This window comes from Janthinobacterium algoris (genome assembly GCF_051380935.1).
Taxonomy (GTDB): Bacteria; Pseudomonadota; Gammaproteobacteria; order Burkholderiales; family Burkholderiaceae_D; genus Janthinobacterium.
The window spans coordinates 37,721-58,866 of the sequence record NZ_JBNYXZ010000024.1 but is presented as its reverse complement, the minus strand read 5'-3'; the positions used below and the strand labels follow the sequence as shown (position 1 = coordinate 58,866).

The 21,146-nt window shown below is 61.5% G+C and carries 18 protein-coding genes; 13 read left to right on the top strand and 5 right to left on the bottom strand.

Annotated features, from left to right (window positions below; all coding sequences use genetic code 11):
- Window position 1: 1 nt before the first annotated feature.
- Both ACQ4W7_RS26020 and ACQ4W7_RS26015 read right to left on the bottom strand, forming a co-directional pair.
- The gene (locus tag ACQ4W7_RS26020) at window positions 2–952 is read right to left on the bottom strand and encodes a 2-hydroxyacid dehydrogenase (protein WP_436534360.1); all 951 of its coding nucleotides are present in this window, start codon (window positions 950–952) and stop codon (window positions 2–4) included.
- Between the two features lie 126 nt (window positions 953–1,078).
- Window positions 1,079–1,705 (bottom strand): hypothetical protein, encoded by a 627-nt coding sequence (locus ACQ4W7_RS26015; RefSeq protein ID WP_436534358.1) that lies wholly within the window; start codon window positions 1,703–1,705, stop codon window positions 1,079–1,081.
- 299 nt (window positions 1,706–2,004) lie between these two features.
- Here ACQ4W7_RS26015 and ACQ4W7_RS26010 point away from each other — a divergent pair, with 299 nt between their 5' ends.
- The 11 genes from ACQ4W7_RS26010 (at window position 2,005) to ACQ4W7_RS25960 (ending at window position 14,357) form a co-directional block, all read left to right on the top strand.
- Window positions 2,005–4,224, top strand: coding sequence for a TonB-dependent receptor (locus tag ACQ4W7_RS26010; protein ID WP_436534356.1), 2,220 nt, complete (start codon window positions 2,005–2,007; stop codon window positions 4,222–4,224).
- A gap of 101 nt (window positions 4,225–4,325) precedes the next feature.
- The gene (locus ACQ4W7_RS26005; protein ID WP_426071104.1) at window positions 4,326–5,198 is read left to right on the top strand and encodes a hypothetical protein; all 873 of its coding nucleotides are present in this window, start codon (window positions 4,326–4,328) and stop codon (window positions 5,196–5,198) included.
- A 234-nt stretch (window positions 5,199–5,432) separates the two neighbouring features.
- A complete protein-coding gene (locus tag ACQ4W7_RS26000) occupies window positions 5,433–5,903 on the top strand; it encodes a KGG domain-containing protein (protein ID WP_436534354.1) in 471 nt (156 codons plus the stop codon).
- 53 nt (window positions 5,904–5,956) lie between these two features.
- Window positions 5,957–6,466, top strand: coding sequence for a hemerythrin domain-containing protein (locus tag ACQ4W7_RS25995; RefSeq protein ID WP_426071106.1), 510 nt, complete (start codon window positions 5,957–5,959; stop codon window positions 6,464–6,466).
- Between the two features lie 343 nt (window positions 6,467–6,809).
- Window positions 6,810–7,961 (top strand): sensor histidine kinase, encoded by a 1,152-nt coding sequence (locus ACQ4W7_RS25990; RefSeq protein ID WP_426071107.1) that lies wholly within the window; start codon window positions 6,810–6,812, stop codon window positions 7,959–7,961.
- Window positions 7,962–8,198: 237 nt separating this feature from the next.
- Window positions 8,199–9,653 carry a circularly permuted type 2 ATP-grasp protein gene (locus tag ACQ4W7_RS25985; protein WP_436534351.1) on the top strand — a complete coding sequence of 485 codons (1,455 nt, stop codon included), beginning with the start codon at window positions 8,199–8,201 and terminating at the stop codon, window positions 9,651–9,653.
- Window positions 9,647–10,600, top strand: coding sequence for an alpha-E domain-containing protein (locus ACQ4W7_RS25980; RefSeq protein WP_436534349.1), 954 nt, complete (start codon window positions 9,647–9,649; stop codon window positions 10,598–10,600). Before ACQ4W7_RS25985 ends, ACQ4W7_RS25980 begins: the two co-directional genes overlap by 7 nt.
- Window positions 10,600–11,409 carry a transglutaminase family protein gene (locus tag ACQ4W7_RS25975; RefSeq protein ID WP_426071110.1) on the top strand — a complete coding sequence of 270 codons (810 nt, stop codon included), beginning with the start codon at window positions 10,600–10,602 and terminating at the stop codon, window positions 11,407–11,409. The genes ACQ4W7_RS25980 and ACQ4W7_RS25975 overlap by 1 nt, the downstream gene beginning before the upstream one ends.
- Window positions 11,410–11,500: 91 nt before the next feature.
- Entirely contained in the window at window positions 11,501–12,379 is an 879-nt protein-coding gene (locus tag ACQ4W7_RS25970; RefSeq protein ID WP_436534347.1) for a proteasome-type protease, read from the top strand.
- Window positions 12,380–12,487: 108 nt separating this feature from the next.
- Window positions 12,488–13,828 (top strand): alpha/beta hydrolase, encoded by a 1,341-nt coding sequence (locus tag ACQ4W7_RS25965; RefSeq protein WP_436534345.1) that lies wholly within the window; start codon window positions 12,488–12,490, stop codon window positions 13,826–13,828.
- A gap of 103 nt (window positions 13,829–13,931) precedes the next feature.
- Window positions 13,932–14,357 carry a Fur family transcriptional regulator gene (locus ACQ4W7_RS25960; RefSeq protein WP_436534343.1) on the top strand — a complete coding sequence of 142 codons (426 nt, stop codon included), beginning with the start codon at window positions 13,932–13,934 and terminating at the stop codon, window positions 14,355–14,357.
- 125 nt (window positions 14,358–14,482) lie between these two features.
- Here ACQ4W7_RS25960 and ACQ4W7_RS25955 read toward each other — a convergent pair whose 3' ends face one another.
- From ACQ4W7_RS25955 to ACQ4W7_RS25945, 3 genes are read right to left on the bottom strand one after another with little or no spacing between them, the layout of a single operon-like run.
- Window positions 14,483–15,289, bottom strand: a complete 807-nt coding sequence (locus ACQ4W7_RS25955; protein ID WP_436534341.1) for a HoxN/HupN/NixA family nickel/cobalt transporter — start codon at window positions 15,287–15,289, stop codon at window positions 14,483–14,485.
- Window positions 15,286–16,308, bottom strand: coding sequence for a CobW family GTP-binding protein (locus tag ACQ4W7_RS25950; RefSeq protein ID WP_436534339.1), 1,023 nt, complete (start codon window positions 16,306–16,308; stop codon window positions 15,286–15,288). The genes ACQ4W7_RS25955 and ACQ4W7_RS25950 overlap by 4 nt, the downstream gene beginning before the upstream one ends.
- Window positions 16,309–16,327: 19 nt before the next feature.
- Window positions 16,328–17,554 (bottom strand): GTP-binding protein, encoded by a 1,227-nt coding sequence (locus tag ACQ4W7_RS25945; protein ID WP_436534337.1) that lies wholly within the window; start codon window positions 17,552–17,554, stop codon window positions 16,328–16,330.
- Window positions 17,555–17,846: 292 nt separating this feature from the next.
- On the opposite strand from ACQ4W7_RS25945, the gene ACQ4W7_RS25940 reads away from it, so the two are divergent.
- Together ACQ4W7_RS25940 and ACQ4W7_RS25935 are read left to right on the top strand one after the other, a co-directional pair.
- Window positions 17,847–18,893, top strand: a complete 1,047-nt coding sequence (locus ACQ4W7_RS25940) for a hypothetical protein (RefSeq protein WP_426071117.1) — start codon at window positions 17,847–17,849, stop codon at window positions 18,891–18,893.
- A gap of 114 nt (window positions 18,894–19,007) precedes the next feature.
- Window positions 19,008–21,104: a bifunctional 2',3'-cyclic-nucleotide 2'-phosphodiesterase/3'-nucleotidase gene (locus tag ACQ4W7_RS25935; RefSeq protein ID WP_426071118.1), complete on the top strand. Its 2,097-nt coding sequence runs from the start codon at window positions 19,008–19,010 to the stop codon at window positions 21,102–21,104.
- Window positions 21,105–21,146: the final 42 nt, after the last annotated feature.

Genomic DNA, 21,146 nt, shown 5'->3' with positions numbered 1-21,146 from the left:
GTCAGGACACGGGCGTGCGCAGCGGCAAGCCGGCAAAGTGGGCTTGCAGATTATCCAGCACCAGCTGGCCCATGGCGTGCCGCGTTTCCACGGTCAGGCTGCCCACGTGCGGCGTCAGCACCACGTTCGGCAAGGCGCGCAAGGCAGCCGGCACGCGCGGTTCGTCCGCAAATACGTCGAGGCCGGCCGCGCCCAGGTGACCATCCTGCAAGGCGGCGATCATGGCGTCTTCATCGATGAGTGCGCCACGGGCGATATTGATCAGGGTGCCTTGCGGGCCAAGCGCGTCGAGCACGCTGCGGTCGATGATCTTGCGCGTGGCTGGCGTGCCCGGCGCGCAGACGATCAGATAATCGCTTTCCTGCGCCAGAGCCAGCAGGGATTCGGCGCGCGGCACGGATGTGCCCGTGATGGCGCGGGGCTGGAAGTAGCGCACCTGGACGCCGAAAACGGCCAGGCGCAGCGCGATGGCTTGTCCGATCTGGCCGAAGCCGAAGATGCCGGCCGTCTTGCCGCGCAGGCTGTACGCGGGGGCGATGGCTTCACGGCGTTCCCAGCCGCCATCGCGCACGAAACGGTCGAGTGCCACGATATGTCGCGCGCTGGCCAGCAGCAAGGCCAACGCCACGTCAGCCACGTCATCCGTCAGCACGTTCGGCGTGGTAGTGACGGCGATGCCGCGCGCGCGCGCCTCGTCGAGCGCCACGCCATCGAGGCCAACGCCATTCACGGCGATGATTTCCAGCGCGGGCAGCAAGGCCATGTCGGTGGCGTTCAAGCCCAGCGCGCCCGTCGTGACGACGGCGCGGATGGCGGGCGCGCGTTCAGCCAGCCAGGCATGGCGCGCGTCCGCCGGCACTTGCCAGGCGTGGTGGCAGGTATATTGCTGTTCCAGCTGCGCATTCACGGCAGCCGAAGGGCTGGGAGCGAGGATGAGGAGTTCGGGGGGCATGGGCGTCCTGGGTCATGTCGACATAAGGAATGGGAAACAAACGCAGACGCAACTTAGCATATTTGGTGCCCGGCCGGGGGTGACTGCTCCGGAATCGCCGTTAAAACCCTGCCGTCGATACGGTATTTAGTCTGGGCAAGGCACGCGCTTTACCTTGCCGCCGGTCTTGAACGGGTCGGCGCCCGCGCCCGGGTTTGCATCCATGCCGTAGCACGTGGCGCCGCCGGCACTGACGACGCGCGTGGCGGGCCGGCCATCGGCCGTCAGGTATTCCTCCACGCGGATGACGGGGCCGCCGCGCCAGGCGGAAGCGAGCAGTTTCTGGAAGGCGCTTTCGCTCTGCAGGTCGGCAGCGGCCAGCCATGGCTGGTCTTGCTTCATCTCGCCACGCAGGGCTTTATCGGCGGCGCCCGCGGCCAGCCGGGCGCGCGTGCGCAAGTCTGCGCCAGACGGTGCGCTGGCGGGTGCTTCGGGCAATTCTTCGGCCGGTACGGTGATGGTTTCCACCGCAATGGCAAGTGGCGCGAGTGTGGCGGGATACGTGGCGGAAGGCGTGGCGGAAGGCGCGGTAGCCCGCGCGCGCGGCATGGGAACAGGCATCGGCATCGGCGGCGCCTGCGGCGTTGGCCGGGGCGGCAGCAAGGTCATGAAAGCGACTTCCATGTATTGCTTGAATTGCCGCGCCGGCAGCAGCAGGAAATACAGGCCCAGCGCGTGCATGGCCAGGATCAGCGCGACGGCCGCGCTTCTCAAGCTCAGGCCCCGCCGCATGCGCGTAGAGGCAGACTGTACGGACTGTAAATGGCGATGCAATGGCATGCGGTTTCCTGTGAGCGCCGGGCGCGATGGCCTATTCTAGCGAAACTTGATGATAGGCATTAATAAATCCACAAGGTATCGTCTGGCGCTCCTTTTTTCGCCAGATTCCAGTGCCTGGCGCGCCAGCTGTTGTACAAATGGCGACTTTTCTTATGACATTCTCACACTTTCCCACGCATAGCGCCGCGCTGGAATATAATGATAATCATTCTCATTAATATCCCAACAACACCATGCGCACCTTCCGCCTCGCCCCTACCCCCTTCGCCCTGGCCGCCTTCCTGCTGGCCAGCACCACCGCCCACGCCCAAACCACCGCTGCGGCGTTGCCCGGCGACGCGCAGACCATGCCCACGGTAGTCGTGAATGCGTCGGCCGATGCGTCGGCGGAAGGCTTGTCGAAAGCCTATGCGGGTGGCCAGGTGGCACGCGGCGGACGCATGGGCTTGCTGGGCAATGTGGACATGATGGACTCACCATTCGGCAGCACCAGTTACACGCAGCAATTCATTGCCGACCAGCAAGCACGCAGCGTGGGCGACTTGCTGCAAAGCGATCCGGCCGTGCGCATGTCGCGCGGCTATGGCAATTTTCAGGAAGTGTATGTGATCCGCGGCTTCGCCCTCGATTCCGATGACGTGGCGTATAACGGCCTGTATGGCGTGCTGCCCCGTCAATATGTATCGCCGGAATTGCTCGAGCGCGTGGAAGTGTTCCGCGGCGCCAGCGCCTTCTTGAACGGCGCGGCGCCGGGCGGCAGCGGCATCGGCGGCGCCATCAACCTGATGCCCAAGCGCGCCGGCAACACGCCGCTGACGGAATTGACGCTGGGCGTGGAATCGGGCGGTCACGCCTACGCGGCCATCGACGTGGCGCGGCGCTTCGGCGAGAACCAGGAATTTGGCGTGCGCGTGAATGCCGCCAAGCGTCAGGGCGAGACGGGCATCAAGCATGAAGACCATGACGTGGGCATGTTTTCGGTGGGCCTCGACTATCGCGGCCGCGGCTATCGTTTATCAGCCGATGCCGGCTACCAGAATTTCGACTTGACGTCGCCCCGTCCATCCGTCGGCATTGGCAGCGTAGCCGTGTTGCCTGGCGCGCCCGATGCCTCGAAGAACTTCGCGCAGCCGTGGAGCTATTCGAAGGAACACGATGTGTTCGGCACGGCGCGCGCCGAAGTGGACCTCGCCAAGGACGTGGTGGGCTGGGCCGCGTTCGGCAGCCGCTCGACGAAGGAAGCCAACAATCTGGCCGAGCCGTCATTGACCTCGGTTAATGGCGATGCCAGCGTGTACCGCTTCGACAATGCGCGCAAGCAGGAAATCCGCACGGGCGAACTGGGCATTCGCGGCAAGCTCAATACGGGTGCCGTCCGGCACACCCTGGTGGCCAGCTGGTCCGGTCACTGGAATGAAGCGAAGAATGCGTATGCGATCAGTGACTACGCGGGCTTGCCGACGAATATCTACCATCCGCTGGATGTGGCCATGCCGCCCACGCTGCCCGCGAACTCGGGCGGCGTGATGAGCGACCCGCGCCTTACGCAAAAAACCATCCTCAGCAGCTACGCCGTGGCCGATACCATGGCCTTCCTCGACGACCAGCTGTTGCTGACCGTGGGCCTGCGCCGCCAGCAGATCAAGGATGCCGGCTACGACTACAACACCTCGGTGCTGCAAGGAAAGGCCTATGGCGAGAGCGCCACGACGCCCGTGGCTGGCATCGTCTTCAAAGCCAGCAAGAACGTGTCGCTGTACGCCAACTACATCGAGGCGCTGGTCAAGGGCCCGGTTGTCAGCGATACCTACTTTGATGGCAATAACTACGTGCCGTTGAGCAACAAGGGCGAGGTATTCTCGCCATACAAATCCAAGCAAAAGGAAATCGGCATCAAGTATGACGGTGGCAAGCTGGGCATGAGCGCCGCCCTGTTCACGACGGCCAAACCCTTGCAAGCCGTGGTCGGCACGCGGGCCGAACTTGCTGGCGAGCAGCGCAACCGTGGCCTGGAATTGTCGATTTTCGGCACACCGATGCAGGGCGTGCGACTGCTGGGCGGCCTGACCTGGCTCGATACGCAACAGCGCAAGACGGACAAGCCGGCCAACAATGGCAAGGATGTCATCGGCGCACCAAAAACGCAGCTCAGCGTGGGCGGCGAATTGGATGTGCCCGGCGCGCCTGGCCTGTCGCTGAACGCCCGCACCATCTACACCTCGACGCAGTATGCGGACCTGGCCAACAGCAAGCAATTGCCATCGTGGACGCGCCTCGACGTCGGCGCGCGCTACCTGACACAAGTGGCGGGCCATGACGTGACCTTGCGGGCCCGCGTGGACAACGTGGCCGACCGCAGCTACTGGGCATCGGCTGTCTCCTCGTTCGACGCCGGCAGCCTCGTACTGGCCGCGCCGCGCACCTTCGTCGTGTCGGGCAGCGTGGCGTTCTAACTCAGCCTCCGCCAGCCTGTGCCAAAGCTGTCCCATGAACGGGGCAGCTTTTTTTTCGTGCGCGCCTGTGCCGGCACGCCCGATTCGGCGACAATGCCCGCATGAAACGACTCCCTGCCCTGCTGCTCTTGCTCAGCCTATCCCTGCCGGCTGCTGCCCAAAAGCAAGCCGCCTGCCCGTATGCCGCCTGGAAAAGCGGCTTCAAGGGCGATGCACGGGCACAAGCCACGTGTTTATTGCGTCCCGTCAAGCTGTATGCGCGCTTGGGCGACAGCGCGCCTCTGCCGGATTTTCTTGCCGCCCACATCGGCCAGCGCACGGGCATCGCCCCGGCCCGCCTGCGCGCCTGGCTGGCCGAGCAATCGATCAGCGAAGCCGACGTGGGTGGCGCCGTCGACGCTCCGCTGTCGCGCGCCGTGGGCCGGCTGGCGGCGCCCATGGCGCGGTATTTCGTCATCCACGACACCAGCTACCCGAATTTCCTGGCGGACTCCATTCCCGCGCACATCAATGATGCCGGCTGGGACTTCAATGACTTTACGCTGCGCAATCCGGCGCTGGGCGGCGGTCCGAAAGGCCATGTGTATGTGAACCGCCTGGGCGGCTCGCTGCAAGTGCGGGACTTTGGCACGCCCGGCTACGCCAGCAAGCTGGAAAAGGACAAGCCTTCGCTGACGGGCCTGTTTCTGCACGTGGAGCTGGTGCAGCCACGCAACTCCGTACCGGGCGGCGGCAAGGGCAACGACGGCCTGGCACCCGATCCGGGCTTTACGCCGGCGCAATACGAGCGGTTGGCCCTGCTGTACATCGCCGCCAGCGTGCGCAAGGGTACGTGGCTGATCCCTGCCTTCCACGCCGTGCTCGATACGGGCTATGCGAACGGTCATGATGATCCACAGAATTTTTCCCTGACTGCATGGTCGCAGGCGATCGCCCGTTTGACCAGCAATAGCATGTTGCTCGTCGCGCCATAAGCTGCCAACAAGCGAGAGCGTGGAGCATGTTTCAAGAGCAAGTATTGACGAGTTACCTCAGCAATACTAGTCGCGCCACTGCATTCTCCCACTCATCGGCGAGTGGCATTCCTACGCAAGCGTAGGCGAAAGGCTGACGATATTACACCATAGACGCCCTACCATGGTTTCAGGCAACGGCATCATCGGCTGATGAAACCTTAGCCAGATTTTTCAATCACATTGGAGATCATCATGACTGCATCAAACCAAGGCGGCAATCGAGGCGGCAATAGCAAGTCGGACAGCAATTCCAAAGAATCGCAAGCCAGTTCCAGCGCCAGCAAACAGTCGCAAGGCGGCAGTGGGAACCAAGGCGGCAGCAAGTCGGACTCGTCGCAAAGCGGCGATACGAGCAACCGCGGCTTTGCCTCGATGGACCCGGAAAAGCAGCGCGAAATCGCTGCCGAGGGCGGCCGTGCCGCACATGCTTCCGGTAACGCGCATGAATTTACCAGCAAGGAAGCCCGCGAAGCCGGCGCGATGAGCCACAAGAACGATGGTAATCAGCAAAGCGACAGCGGTTCGCGCGGAAAAACCGATGGCGGCCAGTCGGGCGCTGGCAACCAGGGTGGCTCGTCGCGTTCTGGTTCTGGCTCTGGCTCTGGCTTATCCGCGTCGTCCACAGACAAGGATAAATCCGGTTCGGGTTCGCGTTCGAAATAAGACCTGCATGGGCGCGCCACGGCGCGCCCAAATTACTACGAGGAATCGACATCATGCCTACGACATCGAAATCAACTGAAGCAGCCGCCACAGGCCGTAGCCCTAACACAACACAAGTAGACGCCATTGATCTTCTGGAACAGGATCACAAAAACGTCAAAGCCTTGTTCGAGCAATACGCAGGACTCAGCGACCGCTCACGCGCGAGCAAGAAAAAGCTGGCGACGCAAATCTGCCTGGAATTAACCAAGCACGCCACGGCAGAAGAGGAAATTTTCTATCCGGCCGTGCGCGAAGCGACTGGCGACGACGATCTGATGGATGAAGCAACGGTCGAGCATGCCTCGGCGAAAGATCTGATTGCGCAGATACTCTCGATGAATGCCGACGAGGATCTCTACGATGCCAAAGTCAAGGTACTGTCCGAGCAGATTGAGCACCACGTAGGTGAAGAGGAAGGCGAAATGTTTCCCAAGGCACGCAAAGCTAATCTTGACCTAGACGGTTTGGGCGCGGCAATCGCAGCGCGGAAAGCCGAAATCGAACTTCCGCTATTACAGTAACAGTCGTGATACGGCGGCGCGTCCTCACGCGCCGCTTTTTGCGTAGGCAACCCTCGCTTCCGCCCCCCTGTCCAGGCAAGGCGCGCGCATCGTTGATGCGCGCGAGATAACGCCCGTTCCCATCACATCTGGTACGCGCCGTCTCGTGCATCGCCTGCGGGCGCGCCACAGTACTTCTCGTCCCCTACCTGCCTGACCCCACGCGCGCCGATGGCTGAAGTCGGCGCGACGGGAGATATAACAGTGACGTAAAATAGTAACGCCAGCCTATGCAGCCCCCTCATTACGCGGCGGAGATCGCGCTGCATCCGTCTGGTGGCGACCAGCACAGGCTTTAATCAACATGAAAGTACAACAAATGAAACTCGCCGCATTTATTGACGCCAAAATGCCGCAAATTCTTGCAGAGTGGACTGCCTTCGCGAGGACAATCGAACCGAACTCCGCTCAGATGTCCGAACTGGCGCTCCGGGATCACGCCGAGGCGATTCTGCGTACCGTGGCACTCGATATCGAAACGAACCAAAGCAAGCAGCAGCAATTCGATAAGTCTCAGGGCAGCACAATGCCTGCGGCCGAGGAAGAAACCGCTGCCGCCATCCACGGTCGCCTGCGCCACGCAAGCAATTTTTCGCTGCTGCAGCTTAGCTCGGAGTTCCGAGCGCTGCGGGCAACCGTCTTGCGTCTGTGGTTGCCGGAAGTGAGTCAGATGTCGGCAACGAGTACGTATGAAATGGTGCGGTTTAACGAAGCGATCGACCAGGCGCTGGCCGAGTCCATCGTGACCTATTCGGCACGCGCAGACCGCACCAAAGATCTGTTTGTCGCCGTACTGAGCCATGACCTGCGCGCGCCCTTAGCCAATATCACAACTGCGGTGGACTTGTTGGCTCGGCAGGCGAGCATGTCGGAACACGCGATCAGCCTTGCCACAAAAGCCAAACGTAGCGCGATGCTGATGGGCGCGATGGTGACCGACCTGCTCGGATTTACGCGCCTGCAAATGGGAGCGACCTTGCCAGCCTCGCGCACGCGCATCGATGCGGACGAGGTATTTCAGGCAGCAGCGACCGACGCGCGCGCGATGTACCCTGCGAGCGCCATCATTTATCGGCCCAGCGGTAGCCTGGTCGGCGCCTTTGACGGCCTGCGGCTGCACCAGTTGACGACCAATCTTTTGATCAATGCAGCGCAATATTCGACCAAGGGCAAGGAGGTGGTGCTGGAAGCCGAGGGACTTGCCGAGACGATCGTCGTCAGGGTAAGCAACATCGGGCCGGTCATCGCGCCGGAGGCACTGAAAACAATTTTCCAACCGCTCGTTCAACTGAACCTGGATGCTGAACTGGATGCACGACCGAACACCAGTCTGGGTCTGGGCCTGTTTATCGCCCAAGAAGCTGCTTGGGTGCATGACGCGACGATCACGGTGAGTTCATCCGAATCCGTCGGCACCGTGTTCACAGTGACGTTCCCGCGCACTGTCGCGCCGTGATGCCACTCTTCAGTCTCGATACGCACGCTGGACGCCGCTGAGGTCAAGCCGTCGATTGCCGGCCGTTCTTGCCGCCTCGCGCCCAACTCCCCAAGAACTGACACCGAATGCACCATAACGGTGCGGATGATGGATTGACGCTACAAAAATGGTCGTTTTTTACACACTTTCGCTGGCACCTCATTGGCACGCTTCCTGCTGAGCTATACGTAGACACGGCTCAAGGGAAATCACAACATGGCAAATTTTTTCAATGAAATGACTGCGGATGAAGTGGGTACGGACAGCAAGGTACGTGAACACTATCGTGAATTTGACAACTGGCTGGCGCAGCAATCCCCCGAGACCATCGCCCGCAAGCGGGCCGAAGCCGATCTGACGTTTCGCCGCGTCGGCATCACGTTTGCCGTCTACGGCGACGATGCCGGCACGGAACGTCTGATACCGTTCGACACCATCCCGCGCATCATCCCCGCCGCCGAATGGGCGCAGATGCAGACGGGCCTGGTGCAGCGCGTGCAAGCCTTGAACATGTTCATCCATGATATTTATCATGAGCAAAACATCATCAAGGCGGGCATCATCCCTGCCGAGCAAATCTACAAGAATGTCCAGTATCGCCCGGAAATGCAGGGCATTGCCGTCGCCTCCGACATTTACGCGCACATCGCCGGTGTCGATATCGTGCGCGCGGGCCAGGGCGAATTCTATGTGCTGGAAGACAATCTGCGCGTGCCTTCCGGCGTATCCTACATGCTGGAAGACCGCAAGATGATGATGCGGCTGTTCCCGGAACTGTTCGCCCGCAACCGCATCGCCCCCGTCGACCATTACCCGGACATGCTGCTCGACAACCTGCGCTCCGTCGCGCCCATGGGCGTGGATGACCCGACAGTCGTCGTCATGACGCCCGGCATGTACAACTCCGCCTACTTCGAACACGCCTTTTTAGCCCAGCAAATGGGCGTGGAACTGGTCGAAGGCAAGGATTTGTTTGTCAACGACAATTCCGTGTACATGCGCACCACGCGCGGACCCAAGCGCGTGGACGTCATTTATCGCCGGGTCGATGACGATTTCCTCGACCCGCTGGCCTTCCGTTCCGATTCCTCGCTGGGCGTGCCGGGCCTGCTGTCCGTGTATCGCGCCGGAAGAGTCACCCTGGCGAACGCCATCGGCACGGGTGTGGCCGACGACAAGTCGATCTACCCGTTCGTGCCCGACATGATCAAATTCTACCTGTCGCAAGAACCGATACTCAACAACGTGCCGACCTATCAGTGCCGCAAAGGGGCCGATTTGTCCTACGTGCTGGCGAACCTGGGGAAACTGGTGGTCAAGGAAGTGCATGGCGCGGGCGGCTATGGCATGCTGGTGGGGCCGGCGTCCAGCCGGGCGCAGATCGAGGATTTCCGCCAGCGCCTGCTGGCCAATCCCGCCGGCTACATCGCCCAGCCGACACTCGCCCTGTCCGCCTGCCCCACGTATGTCGAGGCCGGTATCGCGCCGCGCCATATCGATTTGCGTCCGTTCGTGCTGTCCGGCAAGACGATTTCCATGGTCCCGGGCGGCCTGACCCGCGTGGCTCTGGGCGAAGGCTCGCTGGTGGTCAATTCCTCGCAAGGCGGCGGCACCAAGGATACCTGGGTACTCGAAGCCACATCCGCTTTTGCAGGAGAGAAAACATGCTGAGCCGCACCGCCGATCATTTGTTCTGGATGGCCCGCTACACGGAGCGGGCGGAAAACACGGCGCGCATGCTCGACGTCAACATGCAAACGTCGATGCTGCCCCAGTCCGAGCAAGACGCCGAGCAGGGCTGGCGCGCCACCCTGGGCATTTCCGAGCTGCAAAGCGCGTACGACCACAAATATGGCCGCGATGGTCAATTTCACACGCGCGACGTGCTCGACTTCATGGTGCGCGACCCGAACAACCCCTCGTCCATCTTCGCCTGCCTGACGGGCGCGCGCGAAAACGCCCGCGCCGTGCGCGGTACTTTGACGACCGAAGTGTGGGAAATCCAGAACGCCACCTGGCTCGACATGCAGAAACGTTTGAAAAGCAATCTGCTGGAAACGGACCCCAGCCAGTTCTTCGAGTGGGTCAAGTACCGCTCGCATCTGTCGCGCGGCGTCACTTTAGGTACCATGCTCAAGGATGAAGCCATCCATTTCATCCGCCTCGGCACCTTCCTGGAGCGGGCCGACAACACGGCGCGCATCCTCGACGTGAAGTTCCACGGCGCGCGCGATACGTCGAAAGACATCACCCAGCGCGACTTTTACTACTGGGCGGCCTTGCTGCGCTCCGTTTCCGGCTTCGAGATCTACCGCAAAGTCTACCGCGACGTGATCACCCCGGCACGGGTGGCGGAATTGCTGATGCTGCGCGGCGACATGCCACGTTCCTTGCTGGCCTGCATGGATGACGTGGTGGAAAACCTGAAACAGGTCCGCAACGATGTCTCGGCCGATACGGAAAGGTTTGCCGGCAAGCTGCATGCGGAGCTAAAATTTGGCCATATCGACGACATCATGAAGGCGGGCTTGCACCTGACCCTGACCGAGTTTCTAGAAAACATTTATGACCTGGGCAACCGGGTCAGCCGCGACTTCCTCGTTCCCTTGGCGGCCTGATGCAACTTACTATCCGCCACGAAACCCATTACGCCTACAGCGCGCCGCTGGCCTACACCATCCAGCAACTGCACCTGACGCCGCGTATCGAGCCGCAGCAGCGCGCCCTGTCCTGGCAAATCACCACGCCGGGCCGGTGCCATGCCTACACGGATGCTTACGGCAATTTGTCGCACATGCTGACGATTAACGGCAGCCATCAATCGCTAAGCCTGGTGGCGCATGGCGTGGTGGAAACCATTTATCCGCACAAGGGACGGCTGAACTTGATCGATACCTTGTCGCCGCTGTTGTTTACCATGCCAACGTCCCTGACGCAGGCCAACCCGGCCATCCTGGAACTGGCGGCCGCCAGCTTGCCGGATCGGCGCGTGACGGCGGGCACCGGGTATTTGCTGCGCCTGGCCGAGCACATCGTCGGCAAGGTGGCCTATGAAAGCGGCGCCACCATGGTCACCACCACGGCCGGCGACGCCCTGGCCCTGGGGCGCGGCGTGTGCCAGGACCATGCGCATCTGTTCCTGGCCTGCTGCCACGCCTGGGGCATCCCGGCCCGTTATGTGTCCGGCTACATCGATCCGGGCACGACGGGCCACGCGGCCAGCCACGCCTGGGTCGACGCCTGGACGGAAGACACGGATTTCGCGGGCTGGGTCAGCATCGACGTGACGCACGCGCGGCTGATGACGGATGCGTATTGCCGCCTGGCCATCGGGCGCGACTACGATTCGGCCGCGCCCGTGCGCGGCGTGCGCCAGGGTGGCGGCACGGAAACATTGAGAGTCGATGTGCAGATCGTGCCCGTGTAAGCCGGCAGAAATGAGGCTGGCCGGGCCTTGCCAGCAGGTGGCATGGCCCGGCTGGTGTAGAATGCTTCCCCTTTTGACTTGATTTACGACGATGACTTATTGCATAGGCATGCGCCTCAACGAAGGCCTGGTCTTCCTGTCCGACTCCCGCACCAACGCCGGCGTGGACCAGGTGGGCACCTTCCGCAAGATGAGCGTGTTCGAGAACCCGGGCGACCGCATGCTGGTCCTGATGACGGCCGGCAACCTGTCAATCTCGCAGGCGATCCGCCAGATCGTCTCCGAACACGTGGATGCGGATGGCCGCAGCATCTGGAACGTGGCCAGCATGTACGACGCGGCGCGTATCGTGGGTGACGCCGTGCGCACCGTGCACCAGCGCGAAGCGAAGGCCCTGGCCGAGTGCGGCATTGATTTCAATGTCAGCATCATCCTCGGTGGCCAGATAGGCGCCGAGCGCTGCCGATTGTTCCAGGTGTATTCGGCCGGTAATTTCATCGAATCGCACGATGAAAACACGTACTTTCAAATCGGCGAAGCAAAATATGGCAAGCCCATCATCGACCGAGTCATCAACCCGACGACGCGCCTGGACGAAGCGGCCAAATGCGCGCTCATTTCCATGGATTCGACCTTGCGCTCGAACATTTCCGTCGGCTTGCCGCTCGATTTGCTCGTATACGAGACAGGCAGCCTGGCCGTCACGCGCTTCGTCACCATCGATGAAAAGAACCAGTATTTCCGCATGATCCGCGACACCTGGGGCGAGCAATTGAAACATGTGTTCGAAGGCATCGTCGATCCCGTGTGGAATGCGGCGCCGGAAACCACCACGAACGTGCTGTCCTCAAGCAATATGCACAGCAAGCCCGTGCGCGTGGCCATCCCCGAACACGTGAGTCGCGGCGGCCTGACGGTGGCGCCATTGCAATCGCTGGCGCAGCAGTTCAGCGACGACAAGCAACATTGATCTGCCGCGCACCGCCTGCGCGCGGTGCTGGACAAGTCGCTTTGCGCGTACTTTTATGGCAATATGGGTTGACATTTAATCCAGATTGACTTGAAAGGCAGGTGGCGCATGGACTTGATCACTTCCGCCGTCGTGGCGGCCATCGGACATGGCGCGCGCGGCCATGCGCCCGAGGCCGTCGCCAGCCATTTTCGAAGGCTCAAGCTGGCCATCGCCAAGTTCGACAGTGCCGCCGCCATCCTGGCCGCCATCGCCGCGCTGGAAGCCGAGCCTGACCAACCTCAGCTGCAACTGGCCCTGTCGGCCGCCCTGTCCACGGCAAAGGTGTCGGACGACATGGAAACCCTGTTTGTCGCGCAAGGCTTGCTCGGCGCGCTGCAGCGGCCTTTGCCCCAGCTCCCCGAAGTGGAAAGCGTGCCCGCCCCGACCGATAAAAGCGTAATCGTCTCGAACTATGCCGTCGTGAAAGTGTATTTCGCCACGGACCGCCAGCGCGACGTGGGCAAGCCGCCGGCGCAGCGCTTCAGCAGCGAACGCAATATCCTGGGTGGCGATGGCCCGCTCAGCTATGGCAGTTGCGACATCAGCATCCCCCGCGACCACCGCATGGGCCAGCTGGAATCACCGTCGCTGTGGCGCCTGGAATTTCGCGACGACCCGGCCAAGCACGTGGTGCTGCTCGATGCCGAGGTACAAGACCGCGAGCATTTTTTTGCGGCATTAAAGACGCAAGTACGCGCCTCGGCCGCCAAGAGCGCCTTTGTCTTTGTGCATGGGTATAACGTGAGTTTCGAGGATGCGGCGCGGCGCACGGGACAAATGGCCTACGACCTGGGCTTTGACGGCGCGCCCGTCTTTTACAGCTGGCCATCACTGGGCGACCTGGCCGGCTACACCGTCGATGAAAACAATATCGAGTGGAGCACACCCCATATCACGGCCTTCCTGGCCGACTTTCTCGCCAGCACCGAGGCGGCGCAAGTGTATCTGGTGGGACACAGCATGGGTAGCCGCGGGCTGGCGCGCGCCGTGGCCGACTTGCTGGCCACGCAGCCGCAGCTGGCGCAAAAGATCACGGAAATCATCCTGTCCGCGCCCGACATCGACGCGGCCGTCTTCCAACACGATATCGCGCCGAAACTGGCCGGCGCGCGTAACCCCGTGACCCTGTATGCTTCGTCGCAAGACTTGGCGCTGGCCGCCTCGAAAGCCGTGCACGGCTACCCGCGCGCGGGCGACAGCGGCGCCGGCATGCTGATCGTGGCGGGCGTGGAAACCATCGACGCCACCGGGGTGGACACCAGCTTCATGAAACACGCGTATTTCGCGGAAAAGCGCTCGGCCCTGTCCGACATGTTCTATTTGATACGCAACCAGGCGCGCGCGGACCAGCGCTTTCTCGACCCCGTCGATACGCTCGCCGGCCGCTATTGGACGTTCAAAGCATGACACGGCTTCATGCTTGTGAGCACGCATGCTAAGATACGCCCCATAGGGTGGCAACAGGCACGGCGATGACGCCGCCAGCCGATCCCCCGCAAGCAGGCCTATCATGTTGACATCATCTTCTACACCGCAAGCCGAATCGCTGATCCGCAACACCAACGCCCGCGTCACCAAGACGCGCGTGAAGGTGCTCGACTTTTTAATGGCGCAAAGCCGTTCGCTGACCCACCATGAAATCCAGCAGGCGCTGTCGCAGGACAGCGATATCGATTCCGTCACGCTGTACCGGGTGCTGGAATGGCTGACGGAAAATGCACTGGTGCACCGCATCGCGGGCGCCGACCAGGTATGGCGCTTCAGCGCGGGCGCCGGCCACCAGGCGCACGAACACGCGCACTTCCAGTGCACCAAATGCGCGAACGTCACCTGTTTCAATGAAGTCAAGCTGCCCCCGCCCGTGCTCTTGCCGGAAGGCTTCAGCGGCGGCGAAGTCGATTATCTGATCAAGGGCCTGTGCCCGCACTGCAAATAACTTTCCGAAACTTCAGCTGAAAACATCAGCTGAGCAGCAAGGCCAGGTGATGCTCGTCATAAAACAAGTCGCCGACACGCATCGAGCTTAGCGGATGCGGGCATGGGAGGACTCGGCAGTTTTTTTCATGATATCCACGCCCTTCCCTCACGCACGCGGCGCAAGCCATGCAAAGTCCAGCCGTACAGGGCCGCCATCAGCAGCACCATGGCCGCGCCCAGCGCCGCCGTCCAGCTTTCCGGCAGCGACCATGCAGGCTCCAGCTTGCCGGCGGCCATGCAGGCGGCCATGGCCACGCAGATGGCAACGATGGGCCAGCCCAGGCGGCGCCGGAAGGCGCGCACGATATCCATCTTGCCGGTGCGCATGACCTTTGCCGTGACCCAGCCATCGAAGGTATCCGTCACGCCCATGCCCACGGCAAACACCATGCCTGTGAGCAAGGCCGGCCCCATGCCGCCGAGCGCGACGGCCGCATAGCCCCAGGCGGCCGCCTGCAGGGCCGTGTCGAAGACCAGCGCGAACAGCATGCCGACAAGGACGGCGGCCAGCGGACCGGACACACCGCGCAGCCACCTTGGCAGCAGCCGGCCGCGTACCTCGGCCAGCTGCGCGCCGGCCAGCAAGCTGCGCGCATTCATGCCGGCGATGAGCAGCAGCAAGGCGATGGGCAGCCACTCCAGCCAGCCAAACAGGGCTTCCGAGGGTGTGAATTGCCGCGAAGCTAGCGCGGCCACGGCCACGATGGCCAGCACGCAGATGCCATGCCCCAGTGCAAACAGCGCGCCCATCCACGGCGCCCAGCGCGGATGGGCCGATTGGCTACGCAGGGTCAGGCCATCGACGGCGGCCAGGTGGTCCGGCTCCAAACCATGCCGCATGCCGAGCAGAAAAATCAGCGCCAGGGCGGGCAAGCCCGCTTCCACACTCATGCGGCCACCTCGGCCAGACTGTCCACCTTGGCCAGCGTAGTCACCGTAGTCACGCTGCGGTCCAGGCCCCGCGTCAGCATCTCCTGCGGCAAGTCGCGGCCGATGAAAATGATCTTGCTGGCGCGCGTCTCGCCGTCGCGCCACGGCGCGCCCAGTTCCGAACCCATCAACATGTGCACACCCTGGAAGACGGCGCGGCATGGCAAGTCGGCAACATACAAAATGCCCTTGTAGCGCATCAGCTGGGTGCCAAACAGCTGCACCACGGCATCAAGAAAGTTTTCCACCTGCAGCAAATCGAGCGGCTGGGACTGGTGGTACACGAACGATTGCACGCCGTCGCCGTGGCGGTGGCCCAGTTCTCCCAGGAAATCTGGCTCCAACTCGACGATGGCGTTCAAGTTGAAGCCGCGAATGTTCAAAATGTCGCGCAGTGGTACATTGCCAAAACGCACTTTCTGTAGGCTGGCGCGGCCATTGATGGCGACCAGCCGCTGGCGCAGCGCGGCCAGCTCGTCCTTGCTGACCAGATCCGTCTTCGACAACAGGATGCGGTCGGCAAAGCCCACCTGCTCCTGCGCTTCCTTGTGTGCCGTCAGTTGCTGCTGCGCGTGGCACGCATCGACCACCGGCAGGATGGCGTCGAGCATGTAGCGCTCGCTGATTGACGGCTCCGCAAAGAAGGTTTGCGCCACGGGACCAGGCGCGGCCAGGCCTGTCGTTTCGATGATCACGTGGTCGAAGGCGATCGTCCCCGCTGCGCGTTTGGCGTGCAGCTCGCCGAGGATGCGGATCAGGTCGCCGCGCACGCTGCAGCAGATGCAACCATTGTTCATTTCCACAATCTGCTCGTCACTATCCTGCACCAGCAAGCCATGGTCGATGCTCTCGGCGGCGAATTCATTTTCGATCACGGCGATGCGCACGCCGTGATCGCCCTGCAATATGCGCTTGAGCAAGGTGGTTTTCCCGCTGCCGAGAAAACCCGTAATGATGGTGACGGGGATCAGTTCTGTCATAGTGTGTTCCTGTTCAAGGTTAGTCTTCCAGTTCTTCCATGCGCTGCCACTGGGGAAACGGGTCGGGCAGCTTGCGCCAGGCGGCCATGCCCTGGCGCGTTTCCGTATAGTTGAGTTGACATTTTTTCAAGTCCGCTTCGATCGCGGCCTGGTCCATGTCCTGGCCGATGAAGACGAGCTCCTGATAGCGGTCGCCGTACGGTTCACTCCAGCCCGCTTTTACTTCCGCCAGCGAGGCCGCATCCGTGGGCCAGCGCTCCTTCGGCACGGACGCCCACCGCAGGCCCACGGGTTCGATATTCATCAGCTTGCCCACGCCGGACAGGCTGGCCACCCATTCGGGGCGGCTGGCCAACCAGAAATAGCCCTTGCTGCGCACCACACCCTTGATCGGCTGTGCAATGTAATCGTGCAAGCGCTGTGCGTGGAATGGCTCTTTCGCCCGGTAAACGAAGCTGGCGATGCCATACGTTTCCGTCTCCGGCGTGTGGCTGCCGGCCAGTTCTTGCGCCCAGCCCGGCATACTGGCCGCCTGCTCCAGGTCGAACAAGTTCGTGCCCAAGATGGCGTCGAGCGGCACGACGGACTGGTTGGTTTCGATGATGCGCGCGCCTGGATTCAAGGCCTTGAGGATGGCCAGCACGCGCAGGCGCTCAGCCGCATCGACCATGTCGACCTTGTTGAGGACGATGACATTGGCAAACTCGATCTGTTCCGTCAGTAAGTTGGCCAGTTGGCGGTCGTCGCCCTCGCCCGCGATTTCACCGCGCTGTTCCAGGCTGTCTTCGCTATGAAAATCCGCCAGCAAGTTGGCGCAGTCGACCACGGTGACCATGCAGTCGATGCGCGCTACGTCGTTCAGGCTGTCGCCGTGCTCATCCTCGAAGTCGAAGGTGGCGGCCACGGGCATCGGCTCGCCCACGCCCGTCGATTCGATCAGCAAGTAATCGAAGCGGTCCTCAAAGGCCAGGCGCCGCACTTCCAGCAGTAAATCGTCGCGCAAGGTGCAGCAGATGCAGCCATTCGACATTTCCACGAGTTTTTCTTCCGTGCGCGACAGGGCCGCGCCAGCCGCCTCGGCGCTGTCCTTGACCAGCGAGGCATCGATATTGACTTCGCTCATGTCATTGACGATGACGGCCACGCGCTTGCCTTCGCGGTTGCGCAATATGTGGTTGAGCAAGGTGGTCTTGCCGGCGCCAAGAAAGCCGGACAGGACGGTGACGGGGAGTTTGCGCTGGGTCATGGGTAATCCTTGGGGTTGATGAGTTCGTATGGTCGACTTCAATGCAAGTTGATTGCATTTTTAAATTATAATGCAACTCACTTGCATTTGCTCGGCAATCTTGGCAATCTTTACGCGCCATCTTAAAAAGAAAAATCCATGCTCCACCTCGCTTTGCTCGCCTATGGCGATACGCCGCGCAGGCGTTGGGCAGCGCATGCCTGACGTGCTACAGTGGGATTGCGCCGGCCACGCTATCGAAGCAAGCGCCTGGCGGCTGAACAGTTAAATTCTCACAGGTACCAAGGAATCGATGATCTTACGCAGCCATACAATGTTTCTTGCATTACTTATTTTGATGATGGGCAGTGCCATTGCCGCGGAAATAAAAAACCCGATCAAGCACTATATTTACTTTAATCACCGCGAACTGAACGGGGAAAACATCACCTCGGATAAAGCGTTAAGCGATCCGCGCTTCAGCGGCGCGCAAATCGTGTACACATGGCGCAGCCTGGAGCCGGAACAGGACCGTTATGATTTTGCGGCGATCCACCACGACATCGCCTATCTCGATTCAATCGGGAAAAAGCTGTGGATACAACTGCAGGAAAAATCATTCACGCCACGCCATAATGTGCCGGCCTATTTGCTCAGTGATCCCCGTTACCAGGGCGGCATCCTCAAGCAAAGCATGCTTTCGGCGCCGGAACGCGACCCGAATAAGCCGGTGACGGATGATGAATACGGCTGGTCGCCAAAGATGTGGGAAGCGCCGGTACGCGAGCGCTATCAACGCTTGATACGGGCGCTTGGCAAGGAATTCGACGGGAAAATCGAGGGCATTAATTTCAGCGAAAGCTCGATCGACATCGGCGTCGAGGATAGCAAGGGAAATACGATTTTCCCCGATGATTTTAAGCCGCAACAGTATGTCGATGCCATCAAGGAAAACATGCGGGTGCTGGCCGGCGCCTTTCCCCACACCACCACCATGGTGTATTTAAACTTTCTGCCGGGCGAATGGCTGCCGTGGACCGACAAGGGCTATATGCGCAGCCTGTTTGCGCAAGCGCAAACGTTGCATATGGGCGTGGGCGGTCCTGACCTGATGCCATATCGGAAAAGCCATATGGGACAGAGCTACGGCTTTATCAAGGACTACCCGGCTAACCTGGTCAAAGGCATGGCTGTACAAGATGGCAACTTGCGTCAGATCAATCCCCATACCAAGAAAAAAAATTCAGTCGAAGATGTGCTCGATTTCGCCCGCAATTATTTGGGCCTGGACTATATTTTCTGGGTAGAAGACGAGCCTTACTTTAGCAATGAAGTGCTGAAAAAGCTGCCGGCGCATTGATGCGCAGTCGCCCCATGGCGCGGCAGCGTGAATCCATGCGCCTTGCACGGCTGTCATCGCCGCGTCATATGGCGGCGTTACAGTCGCGTCCTTTGAATCTCTCCGAGGGCGGTAATGAAAACAAATTGGGTCATGCTGGCGGCGCTGGCAAGTGCGGGTCTCGTCGGTTGCAACGGCAGTTCAAACACGGCACCGGCCATTCCCGAGGGCACGACAGTTAGCGTGGCCTTGCTGGAAACTACCGATATCCACTCGAACGTCCTCAGTTACAACTATTACGCGCTGGCCGAAGACACCAGCCTGGGCCTGGAGCGCACCTCCACGCTGATCCAGGCGGCGCGCGCGGAAAATCCGAACAACGTCTTGCTCGACGATGGCGACGTCATCCAGGGCACCCTGCTGGCCGACCTGCAAGCCGTGGCCGCGCCCGTGCCCTGCTCCGGCACCCTGGCCGTGCACAAGGCCATGAACGCGCTGAAATACGATGCGGGCGGCATGGGCAACCATGAGTTCAACTATGGACTGGCCTACCTGAGCCAGATCACCAACACGGATTTCGGCATTCCCGGCGTGGCCAAGCCGACGGGTACCTGCGGCGCGCCCGCCTTCCCTTCCGTGCTGAGCAATGTCGTCGGCGTGTCCAGCGGCAAGCCTATCTTCCAGCCCTACACCCTGCTGCCCCGCGATTTCGCCGCCACGGCGCCCGATGGCAGCAAGCTGACCGTGAAGATCAATGTCGGCGTGCTGAGCTTTGTGCCGCCGCAAATCCTCGAATGGGATCAGAAAGTGCTCGCTGGCAAGGTCAGCGTGACGGGCGTACAGGAAGCGGCGAAACAATATGTGCCGGAATTGCGCAACAAAGGTGCCGACCTCGTCGTGGCCCTGTCGCATGGCGGCCTGGACACGAGCGCCTATAGCCCGAAGATGGAAAATGGCAGCTATCACCTGACCAGCACGGGCATCGATGCGTTGATGATCGGCCATTCGCACCTGATCTTCCCGAAAGGCAAGGAAGACGGCGCGGCCGCGCTGGACGCCTCGTTTGCCGCATTCCCCGCCAGCGCGAAGATCGACGCCGAAAAGGGCTTCGTGAATGGCGTGCCGACCGTCATGGCGCAAAGCTGGGGCCGCCGCCTGGGCATCATCAAGCTGACGATGGTGTATCAGGGCGGGCGATGGGTAGTACAGCCGGCCAAGACGACGGTGGAATCGCGCGGCTTCAAGTACACGGATGGCAAGACCCTGGTGAAAGCCGACCCGGCCATCGCGCCGCTGGTGGCCACCGAGCACGCAGCCACCATCGCCTACGCCAAGCAGCCGCTGGGTATCAGCACGGATTTCGAGATGTCGGCCTACTTCGCGCTGGTGGGCGACGTGAGCGCCATCCAGCTGGTGAACCAGGCGCAGCTGGACTACGTGAAGAACTTCATCGCCACCAGCACGGATGCGACCCTGTCCAGCTACAAGAATATCCCCGTCATTTCGTGCAGCGCGCCGTTCAAGGCGGGTCGCAACGGGCCATCGGACTTTACGGACGTGGCCGCGGGCGCGACGCCGGCCGCGCCAATCGGCTTGCAAGTGCGCAATCCGGGCGATTTGTATTTATATAGCAATAACAACCTGCAAGCCGTGAAGATCAAGGGTTCGGACTTAAAGGCCTGGCTGGAAACGTCGGCCAAGCAGTTCAACCAGATCGACCCAGCCAGTACTGCCGAGCAGGACCTGGTGCCATCGTATGGCACGATCTATAACTATGACGTGTTCTATGCGGAAAACAATGCCCTCACGTACCAGATCGACGTGACGAAAAAGCCGGGCAGCCGCATCGTCAATCTCACGTACAAGGGCGCGCCCGTGGCCGATGGCGATGATTTCATCGTTGCTACCAATGACTATCGCGCCGGTGGCGGTGGCGCCGTGCCTGGCATCGATGGCAGCAAGACCATCATCAAGTCGCCCGATGCGAACCAGGCCGTGGTCAGCAATTACCTGGCGTCGCTCAGCACCAAGGGCGGCAAGGTGACCCTGGCGGCGAATGGCAGCGCGCGCAGCTGGAGCTTCGTCAAGACGGCCACGGCCGGTCCCGTGATCCTGCGCTCGGCGCCCGGTCACCTGGCGCTGGCGCAAGGCAGCGGCATCGCCAACGTGGCGGCCGAAGGCGGCCTCGACGCCAGCGGTTTCGCCAAGTACCGCATCGACCTGAGCAAATAAAGCCCATGGGCCGGAACTGCTGCTGTTCCGGCCCCTCATTTA

Coding starts and splice junctions, on each gene's coding strand:
- ACQ4W7_RS26020 (WP_436534360.1), bottom strand. CDS start 952: ATGCCCCCCGAACTCCTCATCCTCGCTCCCAGCCCTTCGGCTGCCGTG.
- ACQ4W7_RS26010 (WP_436534356.1), top strand. CDS start 2,005: ATGCGCACCTTCCGCCTCGCCCCTACCCCCTTCGCCCTGGCCGCCTTC.
- ACQ4W7_RS26005 (WP_426071104.1), top strand. CDS start 4,326: ATGAAACGACTCCCTGCCCTGCTGCTCTTGCTCAGCCTATCCCTGCCG.
- ACQ4W7_RS26000 (WP_436534354.1), top strand. CDS start 5,433: ATGACTGCATCAAACCAAGGCGGCAATCGAGGCGGCAATAGCAAGTCG.
- ACQ4W7_RS25995 (WP_426071106.1), top strand. CDS start 5,957: ATGCCTACGACATCGAAATCAACTGAAGCAGCCGCCACAGGCCGTAGC.
- ACQ4W7_RS25990 (WP_426071107.1), top strand. CDS start 6,810: ATGAAAGTACAACAAATGAAACTCGCCGCATTTATTGACGCCAAAATG.
- ACQ4W7_RS25985 (WP_436534351.1), top strand. CDS start 8,199: ATGGCAAATTTTTTCAATGAAATGACTGCGGATGAAGTGGGTACGGAC.
- ACQ4W7_RS25980 (WP_436534349.1), top strand. CDS start 9,647: ATGCTGAGCCGCACCGCCGATCATTTGTTCTGGATGGCCCGCTACACG.
- ACQ4W7_RS25975 (WP_426071110.1), top strand. CDS start 10,600: ATGCAACTTACTATCCGCCACGAAACCCATTACGCCTACAGCGCGCCG.
- ACQ4W7_RS25970 (WP_436534347.1), top strand. CDS start 11,501: ATGACTTATTGCATAGGCATGCGCCTCAACGAAGGCCTGGTCTTCCTG.
- ACQ4W7_RS25965 (WP_436534345.1), top strand. CDS start 12,488: ATGGACTTGATCACTTCCGCCGTCGTGGCGGCCATCGGACATGGCGCG.
- ACQ4W7_RS25960 (WP_436534343.1), top strand. CDS start 13,932: ATGTTGACATCATCTTCTACACCGCAAGCCGAATCGCTGATCCGCAAC.
- ACQ4W7_RS25955 (WP_436534341.1), bottom strand. CDS start 15,289: ATGAGTGTGGAAGCGGGCTTGCCCGCCCTGGCGCTGATTTTTCTGCTC.
- ACQ4W7_RS25950 (WP_436534339.1), bottom strand. CDS start 16,308: ATGACAGAACTGATCCCCGTCACCATCATTACGGGTTTTCTCGGCAGC.
- ACQ4W7_RS25945 (WP_436534337.1), bottom strand. CDS start 17,554: ATGACCCAGCGCAAACTCCCCGTCACCGTCCTGTCCGGCTTTCTTGGC.
- ACQ4W7_RS25940 (WP_426071117.1), top strand. CDS start 17,847: ATGATCTTACGCAGCCATACAATGTTTCTTGCATTACTTATTTTGATG.
- ACQ4W7_RS25935 (WP_426071118.1), top strand. CDS start 19,008: ATGAAAACAAATTGGGTCATGCTGGCGGCGCTGGCAAGTGCGGGTCTC.